26 protein-coding genes and 1 tRNA gene are annotated in these 21,037 nt (G+C 47.2%); 14 read left to right on the top strand and 13 right to left on the bottom strand.

Annotated elements, in window-relative coordinates:
- Positions 1-17: 17 nt before the first annotated feature.
- From QUA56_RS23790 to QUA56_RS23775, 4 genes are all read right to left on the bottom strand, one after another.
- Complete coding sequence (locus QUA56_RS23790) at positions 18-611, bottom strand: L-threonylcarbamoyladenylate synthase (protein ID WP_333362466.1); 594 nt, start codon at positions 609-611, stop codon at positions 18-20.
- 46 nt (positions 612-657) lie between these two features.
- On the bottom strand, positions 658-1,545 hold the full coding sequence (gene prmC / locus QUA56_RS23785; RefSeq protein WP_333362462.1) for a peptide chain release factor N(5)-glutamine methyltransferase: 888 nt from the start codon (positions 1,543-1,545) through the stop codon (positions 658-660).
- A 133-nt stretch (positions 1,546-1,678) separates the two neighbouring features.
- Positions 1,679-2,527, bottom strand: coding sequence for a Tic22 family protein (locus QUA56_RS23780; RefSeq protein WP_333362459.1), 849 nt, complete (start codon positions 2,525-2,527; stop codon positions 1,679-1,681).
- 1,218 nt (positions 2,528-3,745) lie between these two features.
- Positions 3,746-4,762 (bottom strand): adenosine kinase, encoded by a 1,017-nt coding sequence (locus tag QUA56_RS23775; protein WP_333362456.1) that lies wholly within the window; start codon positions 4,760-4,762, stop codon positions 3,746-3,748.
- Positions 4,763-4,914: 152 nt separating this feature from the next.
- Here QUA56_RS23775 and QUA56_RS23770 point away from each other — a divergent pair, with 152 nt between their 5' ends.
- The 4 genes from QUA56_RS23770 (at position 4,915) to QUA56_RS23755 (ending at position 8,356) form a co-directional block, all read left to right on the top strand.
- Entirely contained in the window at positions 4,915-6,474 is a 1,560-nt protein-coding gene (locus QUA56_RS23770) for an AAA family ATPase (RefSeq protein WP_333362453.1), read from the top strand.
- Between the two features lie 86 nt (positions 6,475-6,560).
- On the top strand, positions 6,561-6,887 hold the full coding sequence (locus QUA56_RS23765) for a hypothetical protein (RefSeq protein WP_333362451.1): 327 nt from the start codon (positions 6,561-6,563) through the stop codon (positions 6,885-6,887).
- A 190-nt stretch (positions 6,888-7,077) separates the two neighbouring features.
- On the top strand, positions 7,078-7,872 hold the full coding sequence (locus QUA56_RS23760) for a YdcF family protein (RefSeq protein WP_333362447.1): 795 nt from the start codon (positions 7,078-7,080) through the stop codon (positions 7,870-7,872).
- 250 nt (positions 7,873-8,122) lie between these two features.
- Entirely contained in the window at positions 8,123-8,356 is a 234-nt protein-coding gene (locus QUA56_RS23755; RefSeq protein ID WP_333362444.1) for a hypothetical protein, read from the top strand.
- Positions 8,357-8,647: 291 nt separating this feature from the next.
- Here QUA56_RS23755 and QUA56_RS23750 read toward each other — a convergent pair whose 3' ends face one another.
- The 3 genes from QUA56_RS23750 to QUA56_RS23740 form a co-directional block, all read right to left on the bottom strand.
- On the bottom strand, positions 8,648-8,881 hold the full coding sequence (locus QUA56_RS23750; protein ID WP_333362442.1) for a ferredoxin-thioredoxin reductase variable chain: 234 nt from the start codon (positions 8,879-8,881) through the stop codon (positions 8,648-8,650).
- A 265-nt stretch (positions 8,882-9,146) separates the two neighbouring features.
- A complete protein-coding gene (locus QUA56_RS23745) occupies positions 9,147-11,930 on the bottom strand; it encodes a DUF3536 domain-containing protein (protein ID WP_333362439.1) in 2,784 nt (927 codons plus the stop codon).
- A 79-nt stretch (positions 11,931-12,009) separates the two neighbouring features.
- Positions 12,010-12,258, bottom strand: coding sequence for a hypothetical protein (locus QUA56_RS23740; RefSeq protein ID WP_333362436.1), 249 nt, complete (start codon positions 12,256-12,258; stop codon positions 12,010-12,012).
- 222 nt (positions 12,259-12,480) lie between these two features.
- On the opposite strand from QUA56_RS23740, the gene QUA56_RS23735 reads away from it, so the two are divergent.
- The 7 genes from QUA56_RS23735 (at position 12,481) to QUA56_RS23705 (ending at position 14,578) form a co-directional block, all read left to right on the top strand.
- Positions 12,481-12,636, top strand: a complete 156-nt coding sequence (locus QUA56_RS23735; RefSeq protein WP_333362434.1) for a hypothetical protein — start codon at positions 12,481-12,483, stop codon at positions 12,634-12,636.
- A gap of 50 nt (positions 12,637-12,686) precedes the next feature.
- On the top strand, positions 12,687-12,830 hold the full coding sequence (locus QUA56_RS23730; protein ID WP_333362431.1) for a nucleotidyltransferase domain-containing protein: 144 nt from the start codon (positions 12,687-12,689) through the stop codon (positions 12,828-12,830).
- Positions 12,831-12,939: 109 nt separating this feature from the next.
- Entirely contained in the window at positions 12,940-13,200 is a 261-nt protein-coding gene (locus QUA56_RS23725; protein WP_333047603.1) for a DUF4160 domain-containing protein, read from the top strand.
- A gap of 3 nt (positions 13,201-13,203) precedes the next feature.
- On the top strand, positions 13,204-13,485 hold the full coding sequence (locus QUA56_RS23720) for a DUF2442 domain-containing protein (protein WP_333227438.1): 282 nt from the start codon (positions 13,204-13,206) through the stop codon (positions 13,483-13,485).
- A gap of 56 nt (positions 13,486-13,541) precedes the next feature.
- Positions 13,542-13,703 (top strand): hypothetical protein, encoded by a 162-nt coding sequence (locus tag QUA56_RS23715; RefSeq protein WP_333362426.1) that lies wholly within the window; start codon positions 13,542-13,544, stop codon positions 13,701-13,703.
- Between the two features lie 3 nt (positions 13,704-13,706).
- The gene (locus tag QUA56_RS23710) at positions 13,707-14,039 is read left to right on the top strand and encodes a DUF4365 domain-containing protein (RefSeq protein WP_333362423.1); all 333 of its coding nucleotides are present in this window, start codon (positions 13,707-13,709) and stop codon (positions 14,037-14,039) included.
- Positions 14,036-14,578 (top strand): hypothetical protein, encoded by a 543-nt coding sequence (locus QUA56_RS23705; protein WP_333362420.1) that lies wholly within the window; start codon positions 14,036-14,038, stop codon positions 14,576-14,578. Before QUA56_RS23710 ends, QUA56_RS23705 begins: the two co-directional genes overlap by 4 nt.
- Positions 14,579-14,587: 9 nt before the next feature.
- Here QUA56_RS23705 and QUA56_RS23700 read toward each other — a convergent pair whose 3' ends face one another.
- From QUA56_RS23700 to QUA56_RS23675, 6 genes are all read right to left on the bottom strand, one after another.
- Complete coding sequence (locus tag QUA56_RS23700; protein WP_333362417.1) at positions 14,588-15,052, bottom strand: GNAT family N-acetyltransferase; 465 nt, start codon at positions 15,050-15,052, stop codon at positions 14,588-14,590.
- Positions 15,053-15,070: 18 nt separating this feature from the next.
- Positions 15,071-15,904, bottom strand: coding sequence for a class I SAM-dependent methyltransferase (locus QUA56_RS23695; RefSeq protein ID WP_333362414.1), 834 nt, complete (start codon positions 15,902-15,904; stop codon positions 15,071-15,073).
- Positions 15,901-16,722 carry an alpha/beta hydrolase gene (locus QUA56_RS23690; protein WP_333362411.1) on the bottom strand — a complete coding sequence of 274 codons (822 nt, stop codon included), beginning with the start codon at positions 16,720-16,722 and terminating at the stop codon, positions 15,901-15,903. Before QUA56_RS23690 ends, QUA56_RS23695 begins: the two co-directional genes overlap by 4 nt.
- 32 nt (positions 16,723-16,754) lie before the next feature.
- Positions 16,755-17,117, bottom strand: coding sequence for an FAD-dependent monooxygenase (locus tag QUA56_RS23685; RefSeq protein ID WP_333362568.1), 363 nt, complete (start codon positions 17,115-17,117; stop codon positions 16,755-16,757).
- A 247-nt stretch (positions 17,118-17,364) separates the two neighbouring features.
- Positions 17,365-18,192 carry a nucleoside triphosphate pyrophosphohydrolase gene (gene mazG / locus QUA56_RS23680; protein WP_333362408.1) on the bottom strand — a complete coding sequence of 276 codons (828 nt, stop codon included), beginning with the start codon at positions 18,190-18,192 and terminating at the stop codon, positions 17,365-17,367.
- A gap of 70 nt (positions 18,193-18,262) precedes the next feature.
- A complete protein-coding gene (locus QUA56_RS23675) occupies positions 18,263-18,892 on the bottom strand; it encodes a metal-binding protein (protein WP_333362405.1) in 630 nt (209 codons plus the stop codon).
- A 72-nt stretch (positions 18,893-18,964) separates the two neighbouring features.
- Here QUA56_RS23675 and QUA56_RS23670 point away from each other — a divergent pair.
- From QUA56_RS23670 to ygfZ, 3 genes are all read left to right on the top strand, one after another.
- A tRNA-Val gene (locus tag QUA56_RS23670) sits at positions 18,965-19,036 on the top strand.
- Positions 19,037-19,228: 192 nt separating this feature from the next.
- On the top strand, positions 19,229-19,612 hold the full coding sequence (locus QUA56_RS23665) for a hypothetical protein (RefSeq protein ID WP_333362402.1): 384 nt from the start codon (positions 19,229-19,231) through the stop codon (positions 19,610-19,612).
- Between the two features lie 235 nt (positions 19,613-19,847).
- A complete protein-coding gene (gene ygfZ / locus QUA56_RS23660; protein ID WP_333362565.1) occupies positions 19,848-20,897 on the top strand; it encodes a CAF17-like 4Fe-4S cluster assembly/insertion protein YgfZ in 1,050 nt (349 codons plus the stop codon).
- The last annotated feature ends 140 nt before the right edge of the window (positions 20,898-21,037 follow it).

Genomic DNA, 21,037 nt, shown 5'->3' with positions numbered 1-21,037 from the left:
GCCTTGGAGTTTAGCTTTTAGCATTCTAACTCGATCGCGCCTTGTCGCAAGATTTCCCACTCGCTGCCAGTCCATTTAGCCACAGTTGAAGGCAAACTCGAAGCTGTTGTCGCTGTTGCTAATTCAGAAGGAACTAATGTCAAGACTTCCGCAAACTCCGCCTCAATTTCTGCCACCGACTCCAGAGGCGGCTGGCCGGATAAATTAGCACTGGTAGTAGCCAAAGGGCCTGTCTGCTGTAGAATTTTGAGGGCAAGGGGAAAGTTAGGAACTCGTACCCCGATTGTAGTCCGATCGATCGAATTCACGGCCGCCGGGACTTTTGCCGAAGCCGGCAGCACCAAAGTTAACGCCCCCGGCCAATAGGATTCGGCCACTTGCTGCCACAATTTTAACTCTGTTGGACTCCCCTGCACGTAAGGCCACAAAGCCTCCGCCGATGCTGCCATCAAAATTAGCGGTTTGTCTTGGCTGCGCCGTTTAGCTGCAAAAATCAACTCGGCTCGATCGGGCCGCGCAGCCAAAGCGGGTACAGTATCTGTAGGAAAACTGATGATACGATTGCCAGAAATTGCCCCTTGAACTAAGGCATTTATCGAAACTTGTGTCATGCCATTTGATATTTTAGATTTGAGATTTGCGGCGTATTCTTGAAATCTAAAGACGGTAGGCTAAAGCAAACCGATCGACTCCTGCTAAATCAGAAAATATCTGAACTTTGCCATAACTCCCGTGACTTTTCAGCATATCAGCTACCGCCTCAGCCTGTCCCGCCATCATCTCAACCAACCAAACTCCCCCCGATTCTAAATAATCGGGAGCCGTTTCGACCAAATGCCGGATGCACTCTAACCCGTCAAAACCGCCGTCTAAAGCCAGATGAGGTTCGTGCTTCAAAACTTCCGGTTGCAGAGTCAGCACCGTGCTGCTGGGAATGTAAGGCGGGTTAGACACCATGCCGCTGACTTGACCTTTGAGAAATGTTAGCGGTTCCCACCACAAACCTTGATAAAAATTAACTCGCGATCCAAAACCCAAATTCTCAGCATTCAGTCGAGCAACTGCCAAAGCTTCCGAACTGCAATCTACTGCATAAACCCTAGCATTTGTCAACGCACAAGCTAAGCCGATCGCGATCGCCCCGCTGCCCGTCCCCAAATCCACCCAATGCGATTTTGGATTAACACAATAGCTTTTAACAGCTTCTACAGCCAAATCGATCAGCAATTCGGTTTCAGGACGCGGAATTAGTACCGCCGGAGTTACTTTAAGCGAAAAATGCCGCCAATGTGCAACTCCCGTTAAATACTGCACCGGCACCCGTTCCTGCAAGCGCCTCTGCCACAATTGAGCAAGTTCAGATAAAGACAACTTTAATTCAATTTTTGGCAAATCTTTAAACGACTCCAAACGCAGAGCCAACCTATCTAAACCTGCCAGCTCTTGCAGCAGCCAGTCGAGTTCTGCTAACGGAATGTCATAATCGATCGCCTCGGTTTTAGCTTGATTCATCCACTGCCAAAGCTCTAAACCAGAAACAAACATAAGACTTTTTTGGAAGGGGTAATTGTTAATTGCTAACTGGTAATTAGTAATTAGTAAATAGTAGGCTGAGTCGAGAAACCCAACCTACTAATTAATGACTGATAACTAATGACTGATGACTGCTGACTAACTATTAGCGAGCCGGTCGAGGTTGACTCGGAGCTGGAGCCGGAGAGGCTGGAGCCGGTCGAGTTTGATTCGGAGCAAGCTGTGGATTTTGGCCAGCACCGGCAGGTTGGAGCGATCGCACAAATTCCAGCGACTCCCGCGAGGGAATCAAAATCATTTGAGTCAAAAACGGGTCGTTCTCAGTACGCAAAGCTTCCAAAACGCTCTCCAAGTTCACCACCTCAATCTTAATTGCGGCAGTCACGTTCGGCTGCTGCTGCTTAAAACGCTCGACCATTCCCTGCAATTCCTCCTTGTTAAAAAACAAAGGAATCACCTCTTGCTGACCGCGCTGAATCGTCAAATAACCATTTTCCGCGCCGCCTCTGGCCAAAAACAGAGGTACACCGTTGAACTCGTTAACTTGTTTACCAGTCTCCTGAAGTACAGTTTTAGCCGACTGCACCTGCTGCGGAGCCGGAACAAAAGCAAACTGCACCTCATCCGGCTTGCCTTTATTTGCTTGAGTGATCTGATAAATTTCCCCCAGCGATACCGGCATCACGCGCACCGACGCCGCCAACTGAGGATTTCTGGTTTTGAGTTGATCTACAAAAGCTTGAGCATCTTTCTGGCTGATAAAAATTCCCGCCACAGAAGCATTACCAGTTTGACCCTGACCCTGCTTGGGAACAGAAGCGATCAGGGGCGCACCCTGAGCGTCTGTAATCGTAAATACCGGCACCGATCGCAATTTTTCCAAAATTTGCGGCTCCGGCAGTGCCAGTGCAGACATCTTGCCAATTGGGGAGGGGCCCAGCAGAGTGCTGCCGACAATTCCCAATATTGCGCCCAAACGAACTAATGATTTCATGTTTTTTCCATCAGGAGCGATCCTGAAACACATTAACATATTAACCATAAATCAAGGCTTACAGCTCTTTAGCCTACACTTTCTAGAGTGCTTCTAGACTTTTAACGAGTTTGCGTTGTTTCAGCCTTTGAAATTGCTTATCTTGAGACTCTAACTTTCTAGACAGTTTCTAGGGCCTGTCCTCAATTGAGCCATATACAGCATATTCCATGTATGTGCGGTACACACAATCTTGTAGTAAGTAAGGTGCGTCGCCACCCGCAAAGCGAGCAAGTTTCATTGAACCGACTCCGCAGCGACGCACCCTACATAACTAAATTGATTCAGCTTTGAGAATTTAGAAGTCCTTAAAGCTCGATTTTAACTGGGTTAATTGCATCAGATTTAAGAGTTTTAAGAATGGTTTTTTCAAATAAAAAGTCATGCACAAATATGATTTTCTGTCAACTTAATTTAGATGCGTTTACCCTGGATTGTTTAGCACAGATATTCACTTACCACTTCAACAAATTTTTGAATACGATCGGACTCGTTTTCAGATTGAATTTATTTTTCATGATGCCAAGCAATTTACGGGCTTGTCTGATTGTCAAGCTCGTAAATTCCCACGGCTTGATTTTCATTTGAATGCTAGTCTTATTGCCTGAAAATTAGCCAAATATCAGCTTTCTAGTTGTCATTTACCTGCCAAATTATTTGTGTTTTCGATGGCTTCTTATAAACGACTTGAATTCAATAAACACCTACTTTATACCTTTATACTTTTATAGACAAGTTAGATTTAGACCCGGATTTGATTTAAAATCATCCTAATCTTCCTTCAGTCTTGTCTTATGGTACTCTGGCTGCTTAAAAACTGTCCAGACTATTGTTACCATAGGAGGTATAATTATAGCCTTTCTCAGGTAGATGAGGTATGAGTATTAATTGGTAATGGAAGTTGATGGCGGTGCTTACCTCACTTAACTACATAAGCACAATTAAGAGGGCTAGAGCATCGACTACGTACCTCACTTACTTGAGAACCGCTATAGTTAAACTTTGATTGATTTTAACACGCGCTTCTCCCATCTCCATCCACTGTGGCACTGGCGTCGCGCCTGTGCTTCCGAAGTGAGTCATGTCCACCGTGGCACGGGCGTCTCGCCTGTACAATGGATCGGTTCAAAAAAGTGCGATCGCCCTTTATCAAAAAAGTGCGATCGCCCATTTCAATTCCTAACCAGAAATCACCTCACTCAAAAGATGAGCCTGAGAACCCTCAAGCCGAGGCCCGTGAATCTGCACCACCCTAGAAGCCAAGAAATTGCCCCAGCGAGCCGCTTGTACAGAACTCAAACCGTTAGCAATTCCAAACAAAACACCGCCCGCAAAAGCATCTCCAGCACCCACAGTATCGATCGCCTTTACCGGAAATCCCGCCACATCAACAATCTGTTTGTTCTCCACCACCATGCAGCCTTTATCCCCATTAGTGATAAAAGCCAAATCTGAAATCTCGCTCATTTTCCGAGCGCACTCTTCCAGAGATTCCTCCTTAAAAAAGCTCCTAACTTCATCAACATTGCAAAAAATTACATCGCAATATTCCGAAACCACCTTGTGAAAATCATCAGCAAATCGATCGACTAAAAACCCATCCGAAAAAGTAAAAGCCACCTTCACACCCAGACGCTTAGACTGTTCCATCGTCTCAATGCTAGCCTTTCTCGGATCGGGAGCATCCCAAAGATAGCCCTCAACATAACTGTACTTGCAGTGAGCCAGTCGATCGACATCAATATCAGTCGCAGCCAGAGTAGTAGAAACACCCAAATTAGTACACATCGTGCGTTCCGCATCCGGCGTAGTCAGCACTACACAAGTACCAGTGGGCTCGTTCGACTCAGCAGCAGGATGCACGTTAAAATCAATCCCCGCCGCCAGCAAATCTTGCCGGTAAAATTCCCCGTTAGTATCCTTAGCAACCTTCCCCGAATAATACGCTTTACCGCCGCTCTGAGCCAAACCAATCATCGTATTTGCCGCCGAACCCCCCGATCGCATTTGCAGCGAATTGTGTTCTAAATCGTGCAAAATCCCCCCCTGCGTTTCCGAATTCATCAGCGTCATCCCGCCGCGATTCAGCCCGTGCCCGAGTACAAATTCATCTTCCACCAATGCTAGGATGTCTACAAGGGCATTGCCTACGCCAAACACATCCACGGAACCAGATTCTTGATTATTTTCTGTCATCGCTGCTTTTTTTTACACTAACTATCAACTCTATAATAAATCGGATTAAAGTCAACATCCCCACTCCCAATCTAAAGTCCCCAACTTAAAATCTAAAATTCAAAATCCAAAATCCCCAATCTAAAATCTAAAATCCAAAATCTAAAATCGCTATGACTTATCTCCCACCTCTGATTCAGCAAATGTTGCAGCCCGGGTTCTACCCGCACGGGGTGACAGAACCAGTGCAGCTAATTCAGACTCATGCTTCCTTTGTTTTGCTGACAGGAGATTATACTTACAAAATCAAGAAACCAGTCAATTTTGGCTTTTTCGACTATTCAACCTTGGAGAAAAGGCAGCATTTCTGCAACCAAGAATTGCTGATGAACCGACGCACTGCACCGGAAATTTATCTAGAAGTTTTGCCAATTATTCAAATTGGGGATTCGTTTCAATTTGGCAGCAATTTACCTGCTATAACTCCGGCTGAAGTTGCTGTAGAATACGCACTGAAAATGCGGGAGTTTCCTCAAGATTCGCTATTGCTTAGTTTGTTGGAACACGGACTGTTGACCGAGCAAATTATGGCAGACTTAGGGCGGAAAGTTGCCAACTTTCACAGCACGGCAATTAGTAATAGCTACATTCGCACATTTGGCGAAGTCAGTCAGATTCGGACAGCAATAGACAACAATTACCTGATTTCGCAAAAATATATCGGCGGGCCGCAGACTCAGACACAATATCAGGAAAATAAAAATTATACTGACGCCTTTTTTGCCGAAAATCAAGAGTTATTTAACCTGCGGATTGCCACCAATAAAATTCGCGAGTGCCACGGAGATTTGCACTTGCGGAACATCGCTCTGTGGCAAGATAAAATATTGCTGTTCGACTGCATTGAATTTAACGAGCCTTTTCGCTTTGTTGACGTGATGTACGATGTGGCTTTTACAGTAATGGATTTGGAATCGCGCGGGCGCAGAGACTTAGGCAATGCTTTTCTCAATACTTACATCGAACAAACAGGAGATTGGGAAGGACTGCAACTGTTGCCTCTGTATTTGAGCCGTCAAGCTTATGTTAGAGCAAAAGTAACTTCGTTAATGTTGGATGATGCTGCTATTTCAAATGCCCAAAAAGCAGAGATTTCACAGACAGCAGCTAATTACTATAAACAGGCTTGGCAATACACACAACCGCGCCGGGGAAAGTTAACTTTGATGTCTGGTTTGTCGGGTTCTGGCAAGAGTACAGCGGCTCGATATTTGGCTCGCCGCACTGGGGCAATTCACATTCGCTCGGATGCGGTTCGCAAACATTTAGGCGGAATTCCTTTAAATGAACGCGGCGGGCAAGATTTGTACTCGAATGAAATGACCGCGCAGACTTATGGTAGATTGTTAGAGTTGGGGATAATTCTGGCTGACGGAGGTTGGGATGTGATTTTAGATGCCAAGTTCGATCGCCAAAACTTGAGAACGGATGCAATTAATCAGGCTCAATCCCACGGCTTGCCCCTGCAAATCATTTACTGCACGGCACCAATTGAAGTCTTGCGAGAACGGCTGCAACAGCGCAGGGGCGATATTGCTGACGCGACAGCCGAACTATTGAGTTCGCAGCAAGCAGCTTTTGAAGCTTTTACAGAATTAGAGCAAATTTCTGTAAACATTGTAGATACCGCGCAAGACTTAGAGGTACAATTAAACTTGATTTGTGGGGAGTAGTTGCAGCTCGATCGCCCTTGTCAATTTGATTGTCTGCTAATATTGTCAATATCTTTCAGTGTTATTACACACACAACTCGCAGCCCATGCCAAAATTTACCGGAGACTCCAAGGGGTTTAGCCCCGCGCTGATATGGTTTGTGTTGTTTACCGTTGGGTTTCGCTTAGTAGGATGTACGCTGCCCGTGAGTCTCGGCCTTGGTGTCCTCGGCGGCGTAGCAGCAGGTTTAATGGTCGCTTGGTGGCACAACGAACTAATACTCAACCCGAATATAAATTCCAAGGATAAAACTTCGGATGCTATCCTCAATAAAGAAGTAGTGCAAACGGACGGCCATAAATATAACAAAACCTCTAGGCGTGAAGCTGCTACATTCTTTGGCTGGTTGTCAGGGCCAGAGGATCGTCGCTAGCTTTAGTTATTAGTTATTGGTTATTAGTTATTAGTTATTAGTTATTAGTTATTAGTTATTAGTTATTAGTTATTAGTTATTAGTTAACTAATAACAGTTAACAGTTAACAGTCACTAATGCCCTTCGGCCCAATACTCAATACTTCGGCTACGCGATCGTATAAGTTCCCAATGCCAAATTCCCAATTGAATGTTTGTATTTCTATCGAAACTCCTGCCGCTGTTTATTTATCCTTTGGGGTTGAGTTGCCTGTTAATGATGGCTGCTTTAATCACACTTTGGAAGCGTCCCAAATGGGCGGCGGCGCCAATTGCTGCAGCTCTAATTATTTTACTGCTTGGAAGTAGCGGTTGGGTTTCAAAATCGTTAGTTCGATCGCTCGAATGGCAAAACTTGCCAACCGCCGAACTCCCCCAAGCTGAAGCGATTATCGTCTTGGGCGGCGGTGTCAAAGCAGCTTTACCTCCCCGTCCTTGGGTAGAATTAGGTGAAGCGGGCGATCGAATAATCTACGGTTCCCGACTTTACAAGCAAGGCAAAGCTTCCCTGTTAATTCTCAGCGGCGGTAGAGTAGATTGGAAAGGCGGCGGGGCTCCCGAATCGGCAGACATGGCAGAAATTGCCCAAACAATGGGTGTACCGACATCAGCAATTCTGCAAGACCCCGATTCACACAACACTTATCAAAATGCCGTCAACGTGCGGAAAATTTTAGATGCTAAAGCTATAAAAGGGCCAGTTTTGCTAGTGACATCGGCGATGCACATGACTCGATCGCTCTTAATTTTCCAGCGTCAGGGAATAAAAGCAATTGCCGCACCAACAGACTTTCAGATAACGCAGCAGGATATCGCAGCATCCCAAAGCAATTGGCAAGCGACCGCACTGGATTTATTGCCGGATACTTATCAGTTAAACCAGTCAACTAAAGCTTTGAAAGAATACATCGGCTTAATCGTTTATCGTCTGCGGGGATGGCTTTAAGCTGCTACGCTTATTGGTTATTGGTTATTGGTTATTGGTTATTGGTTATTAGTTATTAGTTATTAGTTATTAGTTATTGGTTATTAGTTATTGGTTATTAGTTATTAGTTATTGGTTATTGGTTATTAGTTATTTGTTTAACAACTGCCAACTGCCAACTGCCAACTGCCCACTGCCCACTGCCCACTGACAACAGTGTTATATTAAAGTCATTACAGCCAATATTAGCCACAGTCGCCCCCAAACAATCATGCTGCCCCACGAGTTGCAAAACATTGTCCCACAACCGACTCCCGCGGCCGAAATTTTTCAGAGACACCAAATTGTCCGCGAGTTTTACGATGAAATAAAGTACCGTCAAGAACTAGAACTTCACTGCCAGTGGTATTACGCTACAGCCAAGCAGCATCAGCAGGAATTGCAGAAAATGCAGGGAGATTGGAATATTTTAGGTTGGTTTAGCCGCAGACGGTCGAAAATTTAAGGATTAAATAAAAAAGATGGTTTGTAGTAAGAACTTTAGTTCCGCCGATCGACTAAAAGCCACAGAAAAAACTGAAGTCCTCGCTACAAACTGTACAACAGCTATATAAATCCCGCCCAAAAACGGATACTTGCTTTCCGACAGCAGCCGCAATCAGCCCAAAATTTTAGAACCTAGTTCCAACTCCCAGATTCATCTGTGGAGTAAATCTAAAATCTAAAATCCAAAATCTCAAATCGACTGACGGGATTTGATATTGTCTTCGGGCTCCGGCTTCAACTTTTGAGACAGCTAAACTTCCGAAGATATCAATTCGACTTCATCCTCTTTCAGGTGAGCTCGAAATTTTTTGTCAAACTGTACTAGAACCGGCCAATTAGCACTGACAGGTCGGCCGTGCCATTCGTGAACGATCGCCACGATTTCTCCTTCCATACCCTTAATATCAAATGGTTGACTGCGATTTTGAGGGTGGTGGTAGACAACAACAGAGTTTTTAATGCAAACGCGATCGCCAACTTTCATAAATTTAAACTTAGTGTTCTTTCTTCAAAACTCTACAAAGCCTGCAAGTGCAGAACACCTATACGCTTTGGGGACAGTCTTTTTATCTTCCCACATAAGTAGAGCGAAAACTTAAACAAAGTTGGCGGTTCCCTGTCGGTGCTGCGATCCCCAGCCGCGATCCGTGCAAGCCGAAATGCCGGTGATTCTCGGTTGAACCCGCAGGCCCGATCGGCATTTAAAGCTCGATCGGGCGGATTCTCAAGGGCGGGAATTGATTTGATGGCTAATCGACAAGCGATCGATTTAACTGCTTCAACCAACACTCAACATCAACGGCCAGAGTTTGACCCAACTCCAGCAACTGCCGGATCGAAGACAACTCCCAGCCGCCGTCTGGTCGGGCGATATCCAAGGCAACGGGGTAGACCGCACTTTCGCCCGCCGAGCCAGCTTGCCGTTGCAGCCAGCCCAAGCACAGAGGCACAATTTGGCTGTACAGAGAATCGAAATACAGTTCCTGCGATTTGTCCAAACACAAACCCAGACTCAGCCGATCGCCCACCGCAATCAAACGCTCGATCGTGCGGATGTCAGTTTCCAACTTCACAGGCGATCGGTTCTCTACGCCCGATCCTGCTTGCAGCAGGGCGTCTAGCGATCGCCAAACCAGCTTTTCCAAAATTTGCTTGACTTCGGGAACCTTCAACCGGCAGCGGAGGTGGCCGGTTTCAGTGGCGATCGCCTCAATTTCCGCCAGCAGCGACTCCATGTCCTCCGTTTCCACTTCCAGGGCCTTGGCCGCCGTCAAACAGCGGTGTCCCAAAGCCACCTCAGCAGCCACCTGCAACTCTACAGGCACCGGCAACTCGTCTCGGTGGAACGCCATCATCACCCCGTAATTTTCCCGGTAAACCTGAGTGTAAAGCTGATCCAACCGAGTCAAATTTTCCTGACTCAGCAACTGCACGATCCGGTGGCGTTCCTCAGCGAATAAATCCCGCAAGCTAAAGGACTGATCCCCAAACAGCCGCACCATTTCCAGAATCGCGTGGGCCGCCGAAGCTTCTTGCATAACTCCAAACAACCGCTCTTTCAGCATAGTGTAAGACCGGCGGCTGCCAAAAGGCTGAATGCAGCAGTGGAAGTCCCAGCCGCCGAGGTGGAACGCAGCAAACACATAAACCTCTGTTTCCCGCGTAATTTCCGAGGTTAGCTGCAATTGACCCACAACCAGAGTCATCGAGCCCATGCGCTGAATTTGGAAATCTTGCTGCAGGGCCTGATAGCAGTAAACTCGCTGTTCGCGGGGGTATTTGGCAAACAGAGAACTGATCGCGTAGTGGGCGGCCACTTGTCTGAGACTAATTTGGGCTGTCACCACGAGTTTGCGGTAAACTTCGGCCCCTGTTGTGAAATAGTCAACGTTGCTGGGTACGAGGGCTAGTCGATCGACAAAATCCTTTTCTAGCTGCACGCCAGTAACTTCGCCCGCCAATTCCAGCGCCCGGGCCGCGTAGCGCAGAATTTGCACGCCTTCTGGCCGCGAAATTTCTTCAAAAAACCAGCCGCAGCTAGTGAACATTAACAGGGTGTGGCGCTGCATTTCCAGCAGTCGCAGGGCGTCCACCTGTTCGGCTGCGTCGAGGGGGCGAACTTGATGGCGTTGGAGGAAACTGTCAATATTAGCGGGCGATCGATCCCGGATGACATTAATATATTCATCTCTGGCTTTCCAGGGATCGCACAACATTTGGCGCCCCGCTTCTTCGTAAATCGGAATCAGCCGATCGCGCAGCCAATTTAGAGTATCCCGCAAAGGGCGGCGCCATTTTTGGTTCCACTCGCCGCCGCCACCGCAGCCGCAATCATCTTGCCAGCGATCGACCCCGTGAGAGCAACTCCAGGCCGTCACGGGTTTGAGTTCCACTTCCCAAGCGCTCGGATTTTGACTTAAATAATGAGCAAAATTCGTCACCGTCCAGCCGCGGCGGGGAAACTCTTCTGTGAAGGCGTAGGCGAGGCATTTTTCGGTACTGTGTTTGTGGTGGCCGAAAGTTTCGCCGTCCGTCGCCACGCAGATTAATTGAGCTGGTCGGTGGTCTCCCCGCACTGCTTGACCCAAGCGCCCCACCAAGTGGTGGCTGCTGCTGAGAACGTCATTGAAGCCCATATCTCGCGAGATCGGGCCGTCGTAGAAAAAGATATCGATGTAGGGAGTGTTGGCAGGTGTGGCTGCGGAATTTTGAAAGTGCCTGCGGCCAAAATGGTGAGTGCTCAGCGGCGAGAGTTGGTGGTCGGCCATCAACCGCATTTCCGGTTTCAAATAGCAGCGGTACGGGCGAGTCGGATCGATTTGACCGCCGCCGACTTCGTGCCATTCGGAATTTTCCGCTGGTTCTCCTTCTTGATTTTGCCCGATTAGCAGGCGGCAGCGTTCGGCTTGGGAGGGGGCTAAGACAATGAAGCGGATGCCTTCAGCGACTAAAACTTCGAGGGTGGCGTAGTCTACGGCGGTTTCGGCGAGCCACATTCCTTCGGGATCGCGATCGAACCGGGATCGAAAATCTGCGATCCCCCACCGAATTTGGGTGTATTTGTCTCGCTCGTTAGCGAGGGGCATGATGATGTGATTGTAGACTTGGGCGATCGCGTTGCCGTGACCGTTGAGACGCTGACAGCTTTTGCGATCGGCCTCCAGAATCCGTTCGTAAACTTCCGAGTCGTAGCGTTCCAGCCAGCTCATCAGGGTCGGCCCGATGTTGAAGCTCATATACTCGTAGTTGTTGACGATCCCCGCGACTTCGCCGCGGTCGTTGAGTATGCGGGCAAAGGCGTTGGGGCGGTAGCACTCGTTGTCAATGCGTTCGTTCCAGTCGTGGAAGGGATGGGCGCTGGCTTGGCGTTCGATCGCGTCCAGGTAAGGGTTTTCCCGGGGCGGCTGGTAAAAGTGACCGTGAACCGTCACGCACACCCCTGTTGCAGTCGCCGCGCTGCTTTGGGTTGCAGCCGTTACGGTTGGCGCAGACAAAGGCAGCAGATCGGATTGAGTTTTTGAAATCGAAACCATGCGATCGAATCCTCAAGTAGTTAAAAACAATAAAACCAGCCTAATTAGCAACTAAAACCTTACGCAGCAAGAGTTTCAGCTAGGCATCTGTTCGGTCTAAATTTTGGCAGATAAGTTTTGATACATTTGTAGTATTGCGAGCAAAGCATTCGTTCCAAGATGCCAACCGTCGATCCCTGGTTTTTTTTGCCAATGCTTTGCTGTTGAAAGACTTAAAAAAGGTAGCTTTTGCTGCTTTTTGGCACTTGCGACCCATTTCGGGTTCGTGCTTGCAGGGCTGCTCGTTGAGATTTTGATTTACATTGCTGGATTGTAAAGTCTTATTCATTAAATAGCAACTTTTCGCCGGAAAGATTTAATTTTTGGCAAGAAATCTTGGCGGTTGTGGAGAGCGGTTTAACGCCCGATCGATTTATAGAATAAGAGTTTTTGCCGAGTTTCGCATCATACTTTAGGTGCTTGTTACCTAAGTTCTGGAGAAGTTAGGCCGGTTGGGTTAGGGCGGGGCAGATTTGCTGCAAATGTACTTTCCAGAAGAGATGTAACACTGGTGCGGAGTCAAAAGGCAACAAAAAAGGAAAACGGTAACGGTTATATTTTAACGCCTGAGAGGTATGTGGGGGCCCAGGAATTGGAGGAGGATGAGGAAGGTTTGGACGAGAAGATGCTGCATTTGACGGCGAAGTTGGAGAGGCAATTTGCCTAGCGTGCGAAGTTAGAGGCGATGATTCGGAAAAATCTGCCGAGGGTGGAGTTATGGGAATTGAGGAATTGCTGAAGTCCAAGCGCTGCGATATCCTGAGAATTGCTACTCACCCAGGCGCGTTAAATGTGCGCGTTTTTGGTTCGGTTGCCAGGGGTGAAACAACAGCAGATAGGGAGGTTGATTTTTTAGTATAATTGGAACCCAAACGCACGTTTTAAGCAATATTAAAGAATGTATTGAGCGGATTTAGTCTTGCGAAATCCGGGTAAAAAACGCCGAAATAATTGTATAGGGGACAATCTAATGCCAGAACTCAGCCGATTTTTAGGCATCATCATCACGATGTACTATAACGACCACCCGCCCCCGCACTTTCATGTCCGCTACAATCAACAAAAAGCCATCATTGATATCGAAACCCTCTCAATTCTAGAAGGCAAACTTTCCCCTCGCATCTTAGGATTAGTTGTAGAGTGGGCGGCCCTTCATCAAACAGAACTCATGCAAAACTGGCAACTTGCCAGACTTCAAACACCATTAGAACCTATTGCCCCTTTGGAATAAACAATGCTCAAAGATATTAGCTCCGTTCAACCATTAGAAAACTATCAACTTTACCTCAAATTTGAAGATAACCAAGAGGGAGTAGTTGACATCAGCCAATTAATCGAATTTACCGGAATCTTCGCCCCTCTGCAAGACTTGACTTACTTTAACCAAGTCAAACTAAATCCAGAATGGGGGACAATTTACTGGGAAAATGGAGCCGATTTAGACCCAGATGTTCTCTACTCCATTGTCACCAACCAACCGATACAAATCAAGGAAACCATAACCAACATGATGTAATTTTATCTACGAGCTAGCACCAAACAGGTTAACAAGAATATATCGCTACGTAAAAAGTGGACATCAACCAACAAAAAGAACAATTCAGCAACATCTACCTGCAAGCTGTCACCACCGTTGCCGGCTATTCCCTCTACAAACGATTCGTAGACGATGACAGCGTAGACTGGGGAGTAGCTGCGAAAGGCGGGACAGGCCCCATTAGAGCACCTCGCTGAGAATTGCAGTTAAAATCTACATCAAGAGATATCCAAGACGATAACTCCATCCGCTACCCCCTCAAGCTCAAAAACTACGACGACTTAAGAATGGATAACTTCGCCATCCCCCGAATTTTAGTTGTCGTTTTAATCCCCGAAACACCCGAAGACTGGTTAACCCAGTCCGAAACAGAACTCTGCATCAGAAACTGCGGATATTGGATCTCGCTGCGGGGAAAGCCAAAAACACAAAACACAAGCACTGTCACCGTCGCCCTCCCCAGAACCCACCAATTTACAGTCGCCGCCCTTCAGTCAATTATGGAGGGAATTAGCCAAGGAGTTCAACCATGAAAGTCACCGTAAAAGATAGCCAAACTCTCAAAACAATTGAGCTAAATCAACTGAGAAATTACTTACAAACTCACGGCTGGCATGAAGACCAACCTTTCTTAGATAATGCCACACTTTGGCACAAACCAACAGCCGATGCAGAAGAATTTGAAATATTGCTACCTAACCGGGAAAACCTGGGAGATTATGCAGCCCGCATCCGCGAGGCAATCCAAACCCTAGAAAACGCAGAAAATCGCCCTCAAATTGAAATTTTAAGCGAACTACTTACAAGCATTCCCAACACGATAATTCAGGGAATTGTTATGCAAATTCACACCCCAAATACCCAAAAATTAAGTGGCGAAATTACTCTCCTCGGCCTTGTAGCTGACAAATTGCGGAAAATTCAAACTTCACTCGCAGACAAAGATTACATTCTGGCGATTAAAGCTTATCAAGAACGCTTACCGATTCTCTGTAGCGGTGACTTAATCAAAGACAACAACGCCTTCATCCTCAAAAACCCCCACAACTTAACCCTCGATGAATTGTCGTAAAACTAAATGTCACGCACAGTCTATCTCGCTCAATTGTAAATGATGCGTCGTATGCTGCCAATTGCGCTGAGTCTTGAATCCCAATTTTTGATAAAACCTGTCGGCTGCTGGCGTATCTGTTCGCAACGTCAATAACTGATAATGCTGACTGGCTTCGTAAATCAGCCGATCGACCAATAAACGCCCCACCCCCTTTCCCCGCCAAACTGACTCAACATACAAATGCCGCAATCGTCCAACTTTTGGATCGTTGAAATAAGGATCTCCATTCAAGCCGCAAATTCCGATCGCTCTTTCCTGCGATGACGCTAAAAATAAAGCTTCACCAACCTTATCGAAGCAGTTATAACCATTACGATAATCCCGGACCAGTCTTTCCACAAACTGAAAACCTTGGGACAGACTTTCCTCAATTAAATGGATAATTAATCCCTCATCAAACTCGGAAATTTTAGCGATGTGAATATGCTGCATACTTTGAAAAAAGATTTGTTAAGTAAGGAGTGCATCGACTTGACCAGATTTATGAGCTCTGACAAAGAACATTGTGATATCGTTCCAATAACCTGCTGCGGTTGAAGCTTCATTTATTTCTGTAAAATATTCCAGCTTGCACTGCTGCCACTGTTCATCTGACCATTTCACATTTTGAAGCCCGAATGCACTCTTGGCATTGCCAGTCCACGCAGCTTCCGCATCTTGCAAGTAGAAGCCAAATTGCTCAGTCGTGATTTCGATGTCTTCAAATCCGATATTGTCAAGCATTTCGCAACACCTCTGCGGCGTTCCCAGTAACTCATTGGGATTCGGGATAGCAATACCGTATCTTTGTACTACTTTCCGAAACAAGACAGACGCGGTAGGGGAGGTTTCTGCCAGACAGGAAAATGCAAGTAACCCTCTTGGTTTCAGAGCATTGTGCCAGCGACGCAGCGATGTCGGAATATCTGTGAAGTAGACGATCGCCGACGAACACAAAATAACATCAAATTGGCTTTCCTGGAACTCTTGCTCGTCTGCATCCACTTTCTCAAACCTGATATTCGTCAGTCCCGAAACAGCGACTTTCTGCTCGGCTTGCAGCAGCATTCCCGAAGCAAAGTCAGTTCCCAAAACACGACCTGTGGAACCAACAGCAAAAGCCGCAGCAATCGCCCCTAAACCAGTTCCCGTAGCGACATCTAAAACTTGCTGACCGGGTTGTATTTTTGCCAACTCTACTAATCGGTTTGCAGCCCGTATATGAAGCTCTGTCTCGTAGTTTTGACGGTTGTTAAAGTCATTAAGAATTTGCTGTTTGTAGCTACTTAGCGAGGAGTCATTCATATCGATTCTTTTCCCAAACAAATATCCAGTTCCCTAGCAAAGGCCTCCGGCGCATCCAGCATCAGCCAGTGTCCAGTATCGGGGATCGTAGTTGTCGTCAGTGTGGGACGGAGGATGTGGAGGCTGAAGGGAAAAGTGTTTGAGGGAGCAATAATTGCGTGGGCCCGTGTTCCAGGGGCTGCTAGGTAGCGATCGAGATTATCAACTGCTTCAAAGGCAAACATCCCGCGAGACATTCCAGACAGACAATCCTGTGGAGTCGCCGCCAACCAAGCGAGAACCCGATCGCGCGTCTGGGCCCTGCTTCCTGTCAGCGCCTCGTTGAAGCTGGTTTCCACAGCAGCCCGCCAGTCCTCCGTCTCCAGAGCCCTCTGGTAAGGGACGATCCGTGCCTCGTGCACCTCTACAGGCACCTTGGTAAAGTCTCCAGGTGGGTCTACCAGGATCAACTGCGCGATGCGCTGCGGTGCGGCCGCTGCTGTGGCGAGGGCAATACAAGCACCGAAACTGTGCCCGACGATCGCCACTCGATCGAGTCCCAGCCCATCGAGCACGGCGAAAACATCCGCTGCACAGGAGGCGGGGGCATAGTTGCCGTCCTCCGGCGGTGCGGAATCACCGTGTCCCCGCACGTCAAGGGCGATCGCCCGTCGGGTACGCGCTAAATTGGCAAGCTGCGCCTCCCAGATGCTCGCGGAAACCGCCATACCGTGCACGAAAACCACCGGTAAAGGCTCCGACTCCCCAGCCGTCACAGGAGGGCTGGCTTCGAGGATGTGAATATTGCCGATCGGTCCTTTGAGAGTTGTCGATCGCATACAATTTTCTCCTAAGTTTTAATTTCCTATTTTCACACAACCAATTTTACCTCTGTTACTCCTTGGCGCAATTCATACTGTCCTTTCACCCAAAATTGTTGAATTTGTTTACCCAAAAACGGAGCAATTTGCATCATTAATAAACGTATAAATACATTGTTTCGCAGTTGTTCGCCTTTCCACGCTTCTTGTGCTTGCAGTTGTTGGGCGCGAATAATTTCTGGCTCGCGTTCTGCTTGAATCCGCGATAATGCTAAGTCAATATCCTCGGAATTAGCCCCTGCTTTCCATAAAGGTACAAGGTGATTGGCGGCAACAATTACATCGCGCAAAGCCAAGTTAATTCCTTGAGCGCGAACCGGAGACATGGGATGTGCCGCATCTCCCAAAAGTATGATTCCTGGCTGATAAGCTGTCGCCCATCTCCTAGCTTTACACCCGCAATGCGATCGTTGCTGTAGAGTAAATGGTTCTTCCGTATTCCTCGATCGCCCAAATCTCAGTTTTGGGCCCAAAATCTGAGTAAATATTGAGCATAATTTGCTGATTGACAAATGCTTTCTTAGCTTAAGTTGTTACCAATGGTTGTTGTGGAACAGGCCGGAAAGCCTGTTCTTAACAATAGCGATCGGGAGTGAGTTATTACCGATCGCCCTTTTGTTTAGCAATTAAAGCTTTGGCTTGCTGCCACAGAGATTCTAACTCTTCTGGGGGATAATCTGACAAAGGTCGATCGCACGCAGCCTCTACCTTCGCAAACCGCTGCACGAAGCGATCGTTTGTTCCTTGCAAAGCTTCCGACGCATCTAAACCGTACCAGCGAGCTAATTGAATCAACACAAACATAATATCTCCCAATTCTGACTGCTGCGCTGCCTTATCCTCGTGTTTGAGAGCGTGTTCAAATTCTGCCATTTCTTCGTGAAATTTATCCCAAACGCCGTCTACACTGTCCCAATCAAAACTCACTTCCGCAGCTTTTTGGGAGATTTTCATCCCGGCGGCGATCGGCGGCAAAGTGCTGGCATAACGGCTCATTTTCGAGGCTAAAGTTGGCGGCTTTTCCGAAGTTGTGCCTTTTTCTGCTGCTTTGATTTTTTCCCAGTTTTCGTTGACTTCATCCACGCTGTTGAGTTCGACATCGCCGAAGACGTGGGGATGGCGCCGAATTAGTTTTTCTGTAATGCCCGCAGCAATTTCGGCGAAGGTAAACTGATTCGATTCGCTGGCAATTTGAGCTTGCAGAATTACCTGTAACAGTAAGTCGCCCAATTCTTCGACGATCGCATCTTTATCTCCTTTGCGAATCGCGTCGGCGGTTTCATAAGCTTCTTCGATGATGTGGGGAATTAGAGTTTGGGGAGTTTGGGCTAAATCCCAAGGACATCCGCCGTCTGGCGATCGCAATTTAGCCACAACTTCTATAAGTTCTTGGAGTGCTGTGAGCGATCGACTTTCAGAATTAGACATAATAATTTACCTTTTAGATCAACCGCCAAGATGGTTATAACCTTGTTAATGGCTTCAACCATTAATTTTATTACTTCTTCCTTCTTCCTTCTTCCTTCTTCCTTCTTCCTTCTGCTATGGATTTGCTAGATGTGCGACTGGGAGCTTTGATTTTGCGCCTCTTAATTGTGCCAGGAGGCCGCAACCCGCTCAATCCTTTCTTTTTGAATCTTTTGTAAGCCGAGCCGCCCCAATCGCTCAGATAGTGGCTCATCGCGCCCAATTCTAGACCGATGTAAACGGCTAAAATTTCGATGTGGTGTTCCCAGATCGATCGTCCGCAACTCAAAACCACATCCTGCCAATTCCCCCCCAAGTTCCCGACTTTTTCGGCAATTGCCAATCCCAACATTCCGAAAACCGCGATCCAGATAGCGAGGTACAAGATTCGCAAAGCAGTGCCGATCAGAGGGCCGTGGGACAAAAAAGAGCGGTGGCGCAGGCTTTTTTGGTACGGGAGCCAAATCGGTTTGAACCATCCCCAGCGCTGATACTGACAGGAGTAGATATCCAAGTCGGGGCCAAACATCAGCCCGCCGAATAAGAAACTGCCGGAAACGAGCAAAGTCAGGTTGCTGCTCTGAGTCTGGCCAAAGGTAAGGGCTGCCACCAAGGGCAAACTCCACAGGGTTATTCGATCGTGGGTGCGGCCAGAGGGCATTTAAAGTTTAGGATTTTTTTTACTTGATCTTTCTGAGTTACTGTGATATGATAAATCCCTGTGAGTGCAATTGGGCGATTAGCTCAGTGGTAGAGCGCCTGCTTTACACGCAGGATGCCGTAGGTTCAAATCCTACATCGCCCATCCGATAACTCAATATCAAAAGTTTCAGCCGTTTTTAGCCGTCAAGCCGAGAACGGCTTTAACTGTTTGTGTTGACCGTTGACTTTTGAATTTGGTGACGGCTAAATTTAACATTCTGTGGCGGATGTCTCAAAAGTTGGCACGCAATGCTAGAAAATGAATTTATTGATTTTCTTTTTTAGAACCGTGTATATGAAGCCTAAAATAACTAGCCCGATCGCGTGGCAGCAAGCTGAACTGCTAATGCAGCCAGCGATGATCCGAGTGCTCGACAACATCCGCAAACAATTAGAAGAGTCAGTGTGGACGGGCACTTATCAAGAAGTGCAGATTCCGATTCCGGGCTATCAACTAATTTTAGAACATCAAGGCGAGCAAATATGCGTCGATATTTGGGAACTTTGCTATCGAGTCTGCTTTGTCAACTACCAGCCCGCCCACAGTCAAATCCAAAGCCAAGAAGTCGTAATTGACACTAGCTTGATTGAGGATGACACTGGCGATGTAGATTGGAATCGTCTTGATGCCAAAGCCAGCAAATTAATCCAAGAAATATTCGCCAATTTGGGTAATTAGTTATTGGTTATTGGTTATTTGTTATTGGTTATTGGTAGCAGCTAACAAATAATATCGTTTCCGGTGGCATCGGAGTAATATATTTGGATAATGTCAGTGCGAGCGTGCCCGCTCGCTAGCACGATCGCACGCTTATAATTCCGATACCACCGGATTTGATATAACAAATAACAAATAACAAATAACCAATAACCAATAACAACAGTCAACAGTCAACAGTCAACAAAATCTTATGCTGATTCAAGAATTGCACGACATTCAAGCAGCGGCAGGTGCTACTTTTGCAGAGTTAACAACCTCAGAAACAGTCCCCGTCAGTTTTGGTAACGACGCAGAAGCGATCGCAGCAACGAAACAAGGTGCCGCTTTGTACGATCGCACTCACTGGGGACGCATTCAAATCTCACATAGCGATCGCCTCCGGTTCTTGCACAATCAAAGTACCAATAACTTTAATATACTCAAACCCGGTCAAGGTTGCGACACCGTTTTCGTGACTTCCACCGCCCGGACGATCGATCTCGCCACCGCTTACGCGACAGAAGATGCCGTACTGCTGCTAGTTTCAGCCAACCGCCGCCGCCAACTGCTGGAATTGCTCGATCGCTATATTTTCCCAATGGATCGCGTCGAGTTAACAGATTTAACCGATACAACTGTTGCTTTCAGTTTCCTCGGCCCGGAAAGCACTCAACTATTAGAAAAAATCGGAGTTGCCGAACTTGAAAATCAACCTTACGCTACCCACAAATTGATAAATTTTGCAGGTATGGAAGTCCGAGTTGCGGTTGGTAGCGGTTTAGCAACTCCCGGATACACGTTAATTGCGCCAGCAAGCGGTGCAGCCAAGTTGTGGCATGAATTAGTCAAAGCTGGGGCCGTACCGATGGGCGATCGAGTTTGGGAACAACTGCGAATCGAACAAGGACGCCCCGCCCCAGATTTTGAACTCACAGACGATTACAACCCCCTAGAAGCCCGTCTTTTACACACGATTACCTATGACAAAGGCTGCTACATCGGTCAAGAAACAATTGCCCGGTTGAACACCTACAAAGGAGTCAAACAGCAACTTTGGGGCGTGCAGTTGAGCGGTGCGGTTGAACCAGGAACAGCAGTTACAATCGGAGAGGAAAAAGTCGGCAAACTCACCAGTTTTACGGAAACTGAATCCGGCTTTTTTGGTCTTGCTTACATCCGCACAAAAGCTGGCGGCGAAGGACTGAAAGTGCAGGTAGGAGAAATTGCCGGGGAAGTAGTAAACCTGCCTTTTTTAAGTTGCTAAGGAATGAGAATTAAATAACTTACAATTTGATAGTTCTTGTGGGATGGGCCCATGAGCCCGTCCGGGAGCATCTCAGTTTTGCATTTATAGTGCGAGCGTCCCCGCTCGCGTCTTGTACCACTCGCGAGCGGGGACGCTCG

Origin of the sequence: Microcoleus sp. N3A4, from assembly GCF_036701805.1 — a bacterium.
Lineage (GTDB): Bacteria > Cyanobacteriota > Cyanobacteriia > Cyanobacteriales > Microcoleaceae > Microcoleus.
The sequence above is the reverse complement of the archived record's forward strand: the minus strand, read 5'-3'. Positions and strand labels throughout refer to the sequence as shown.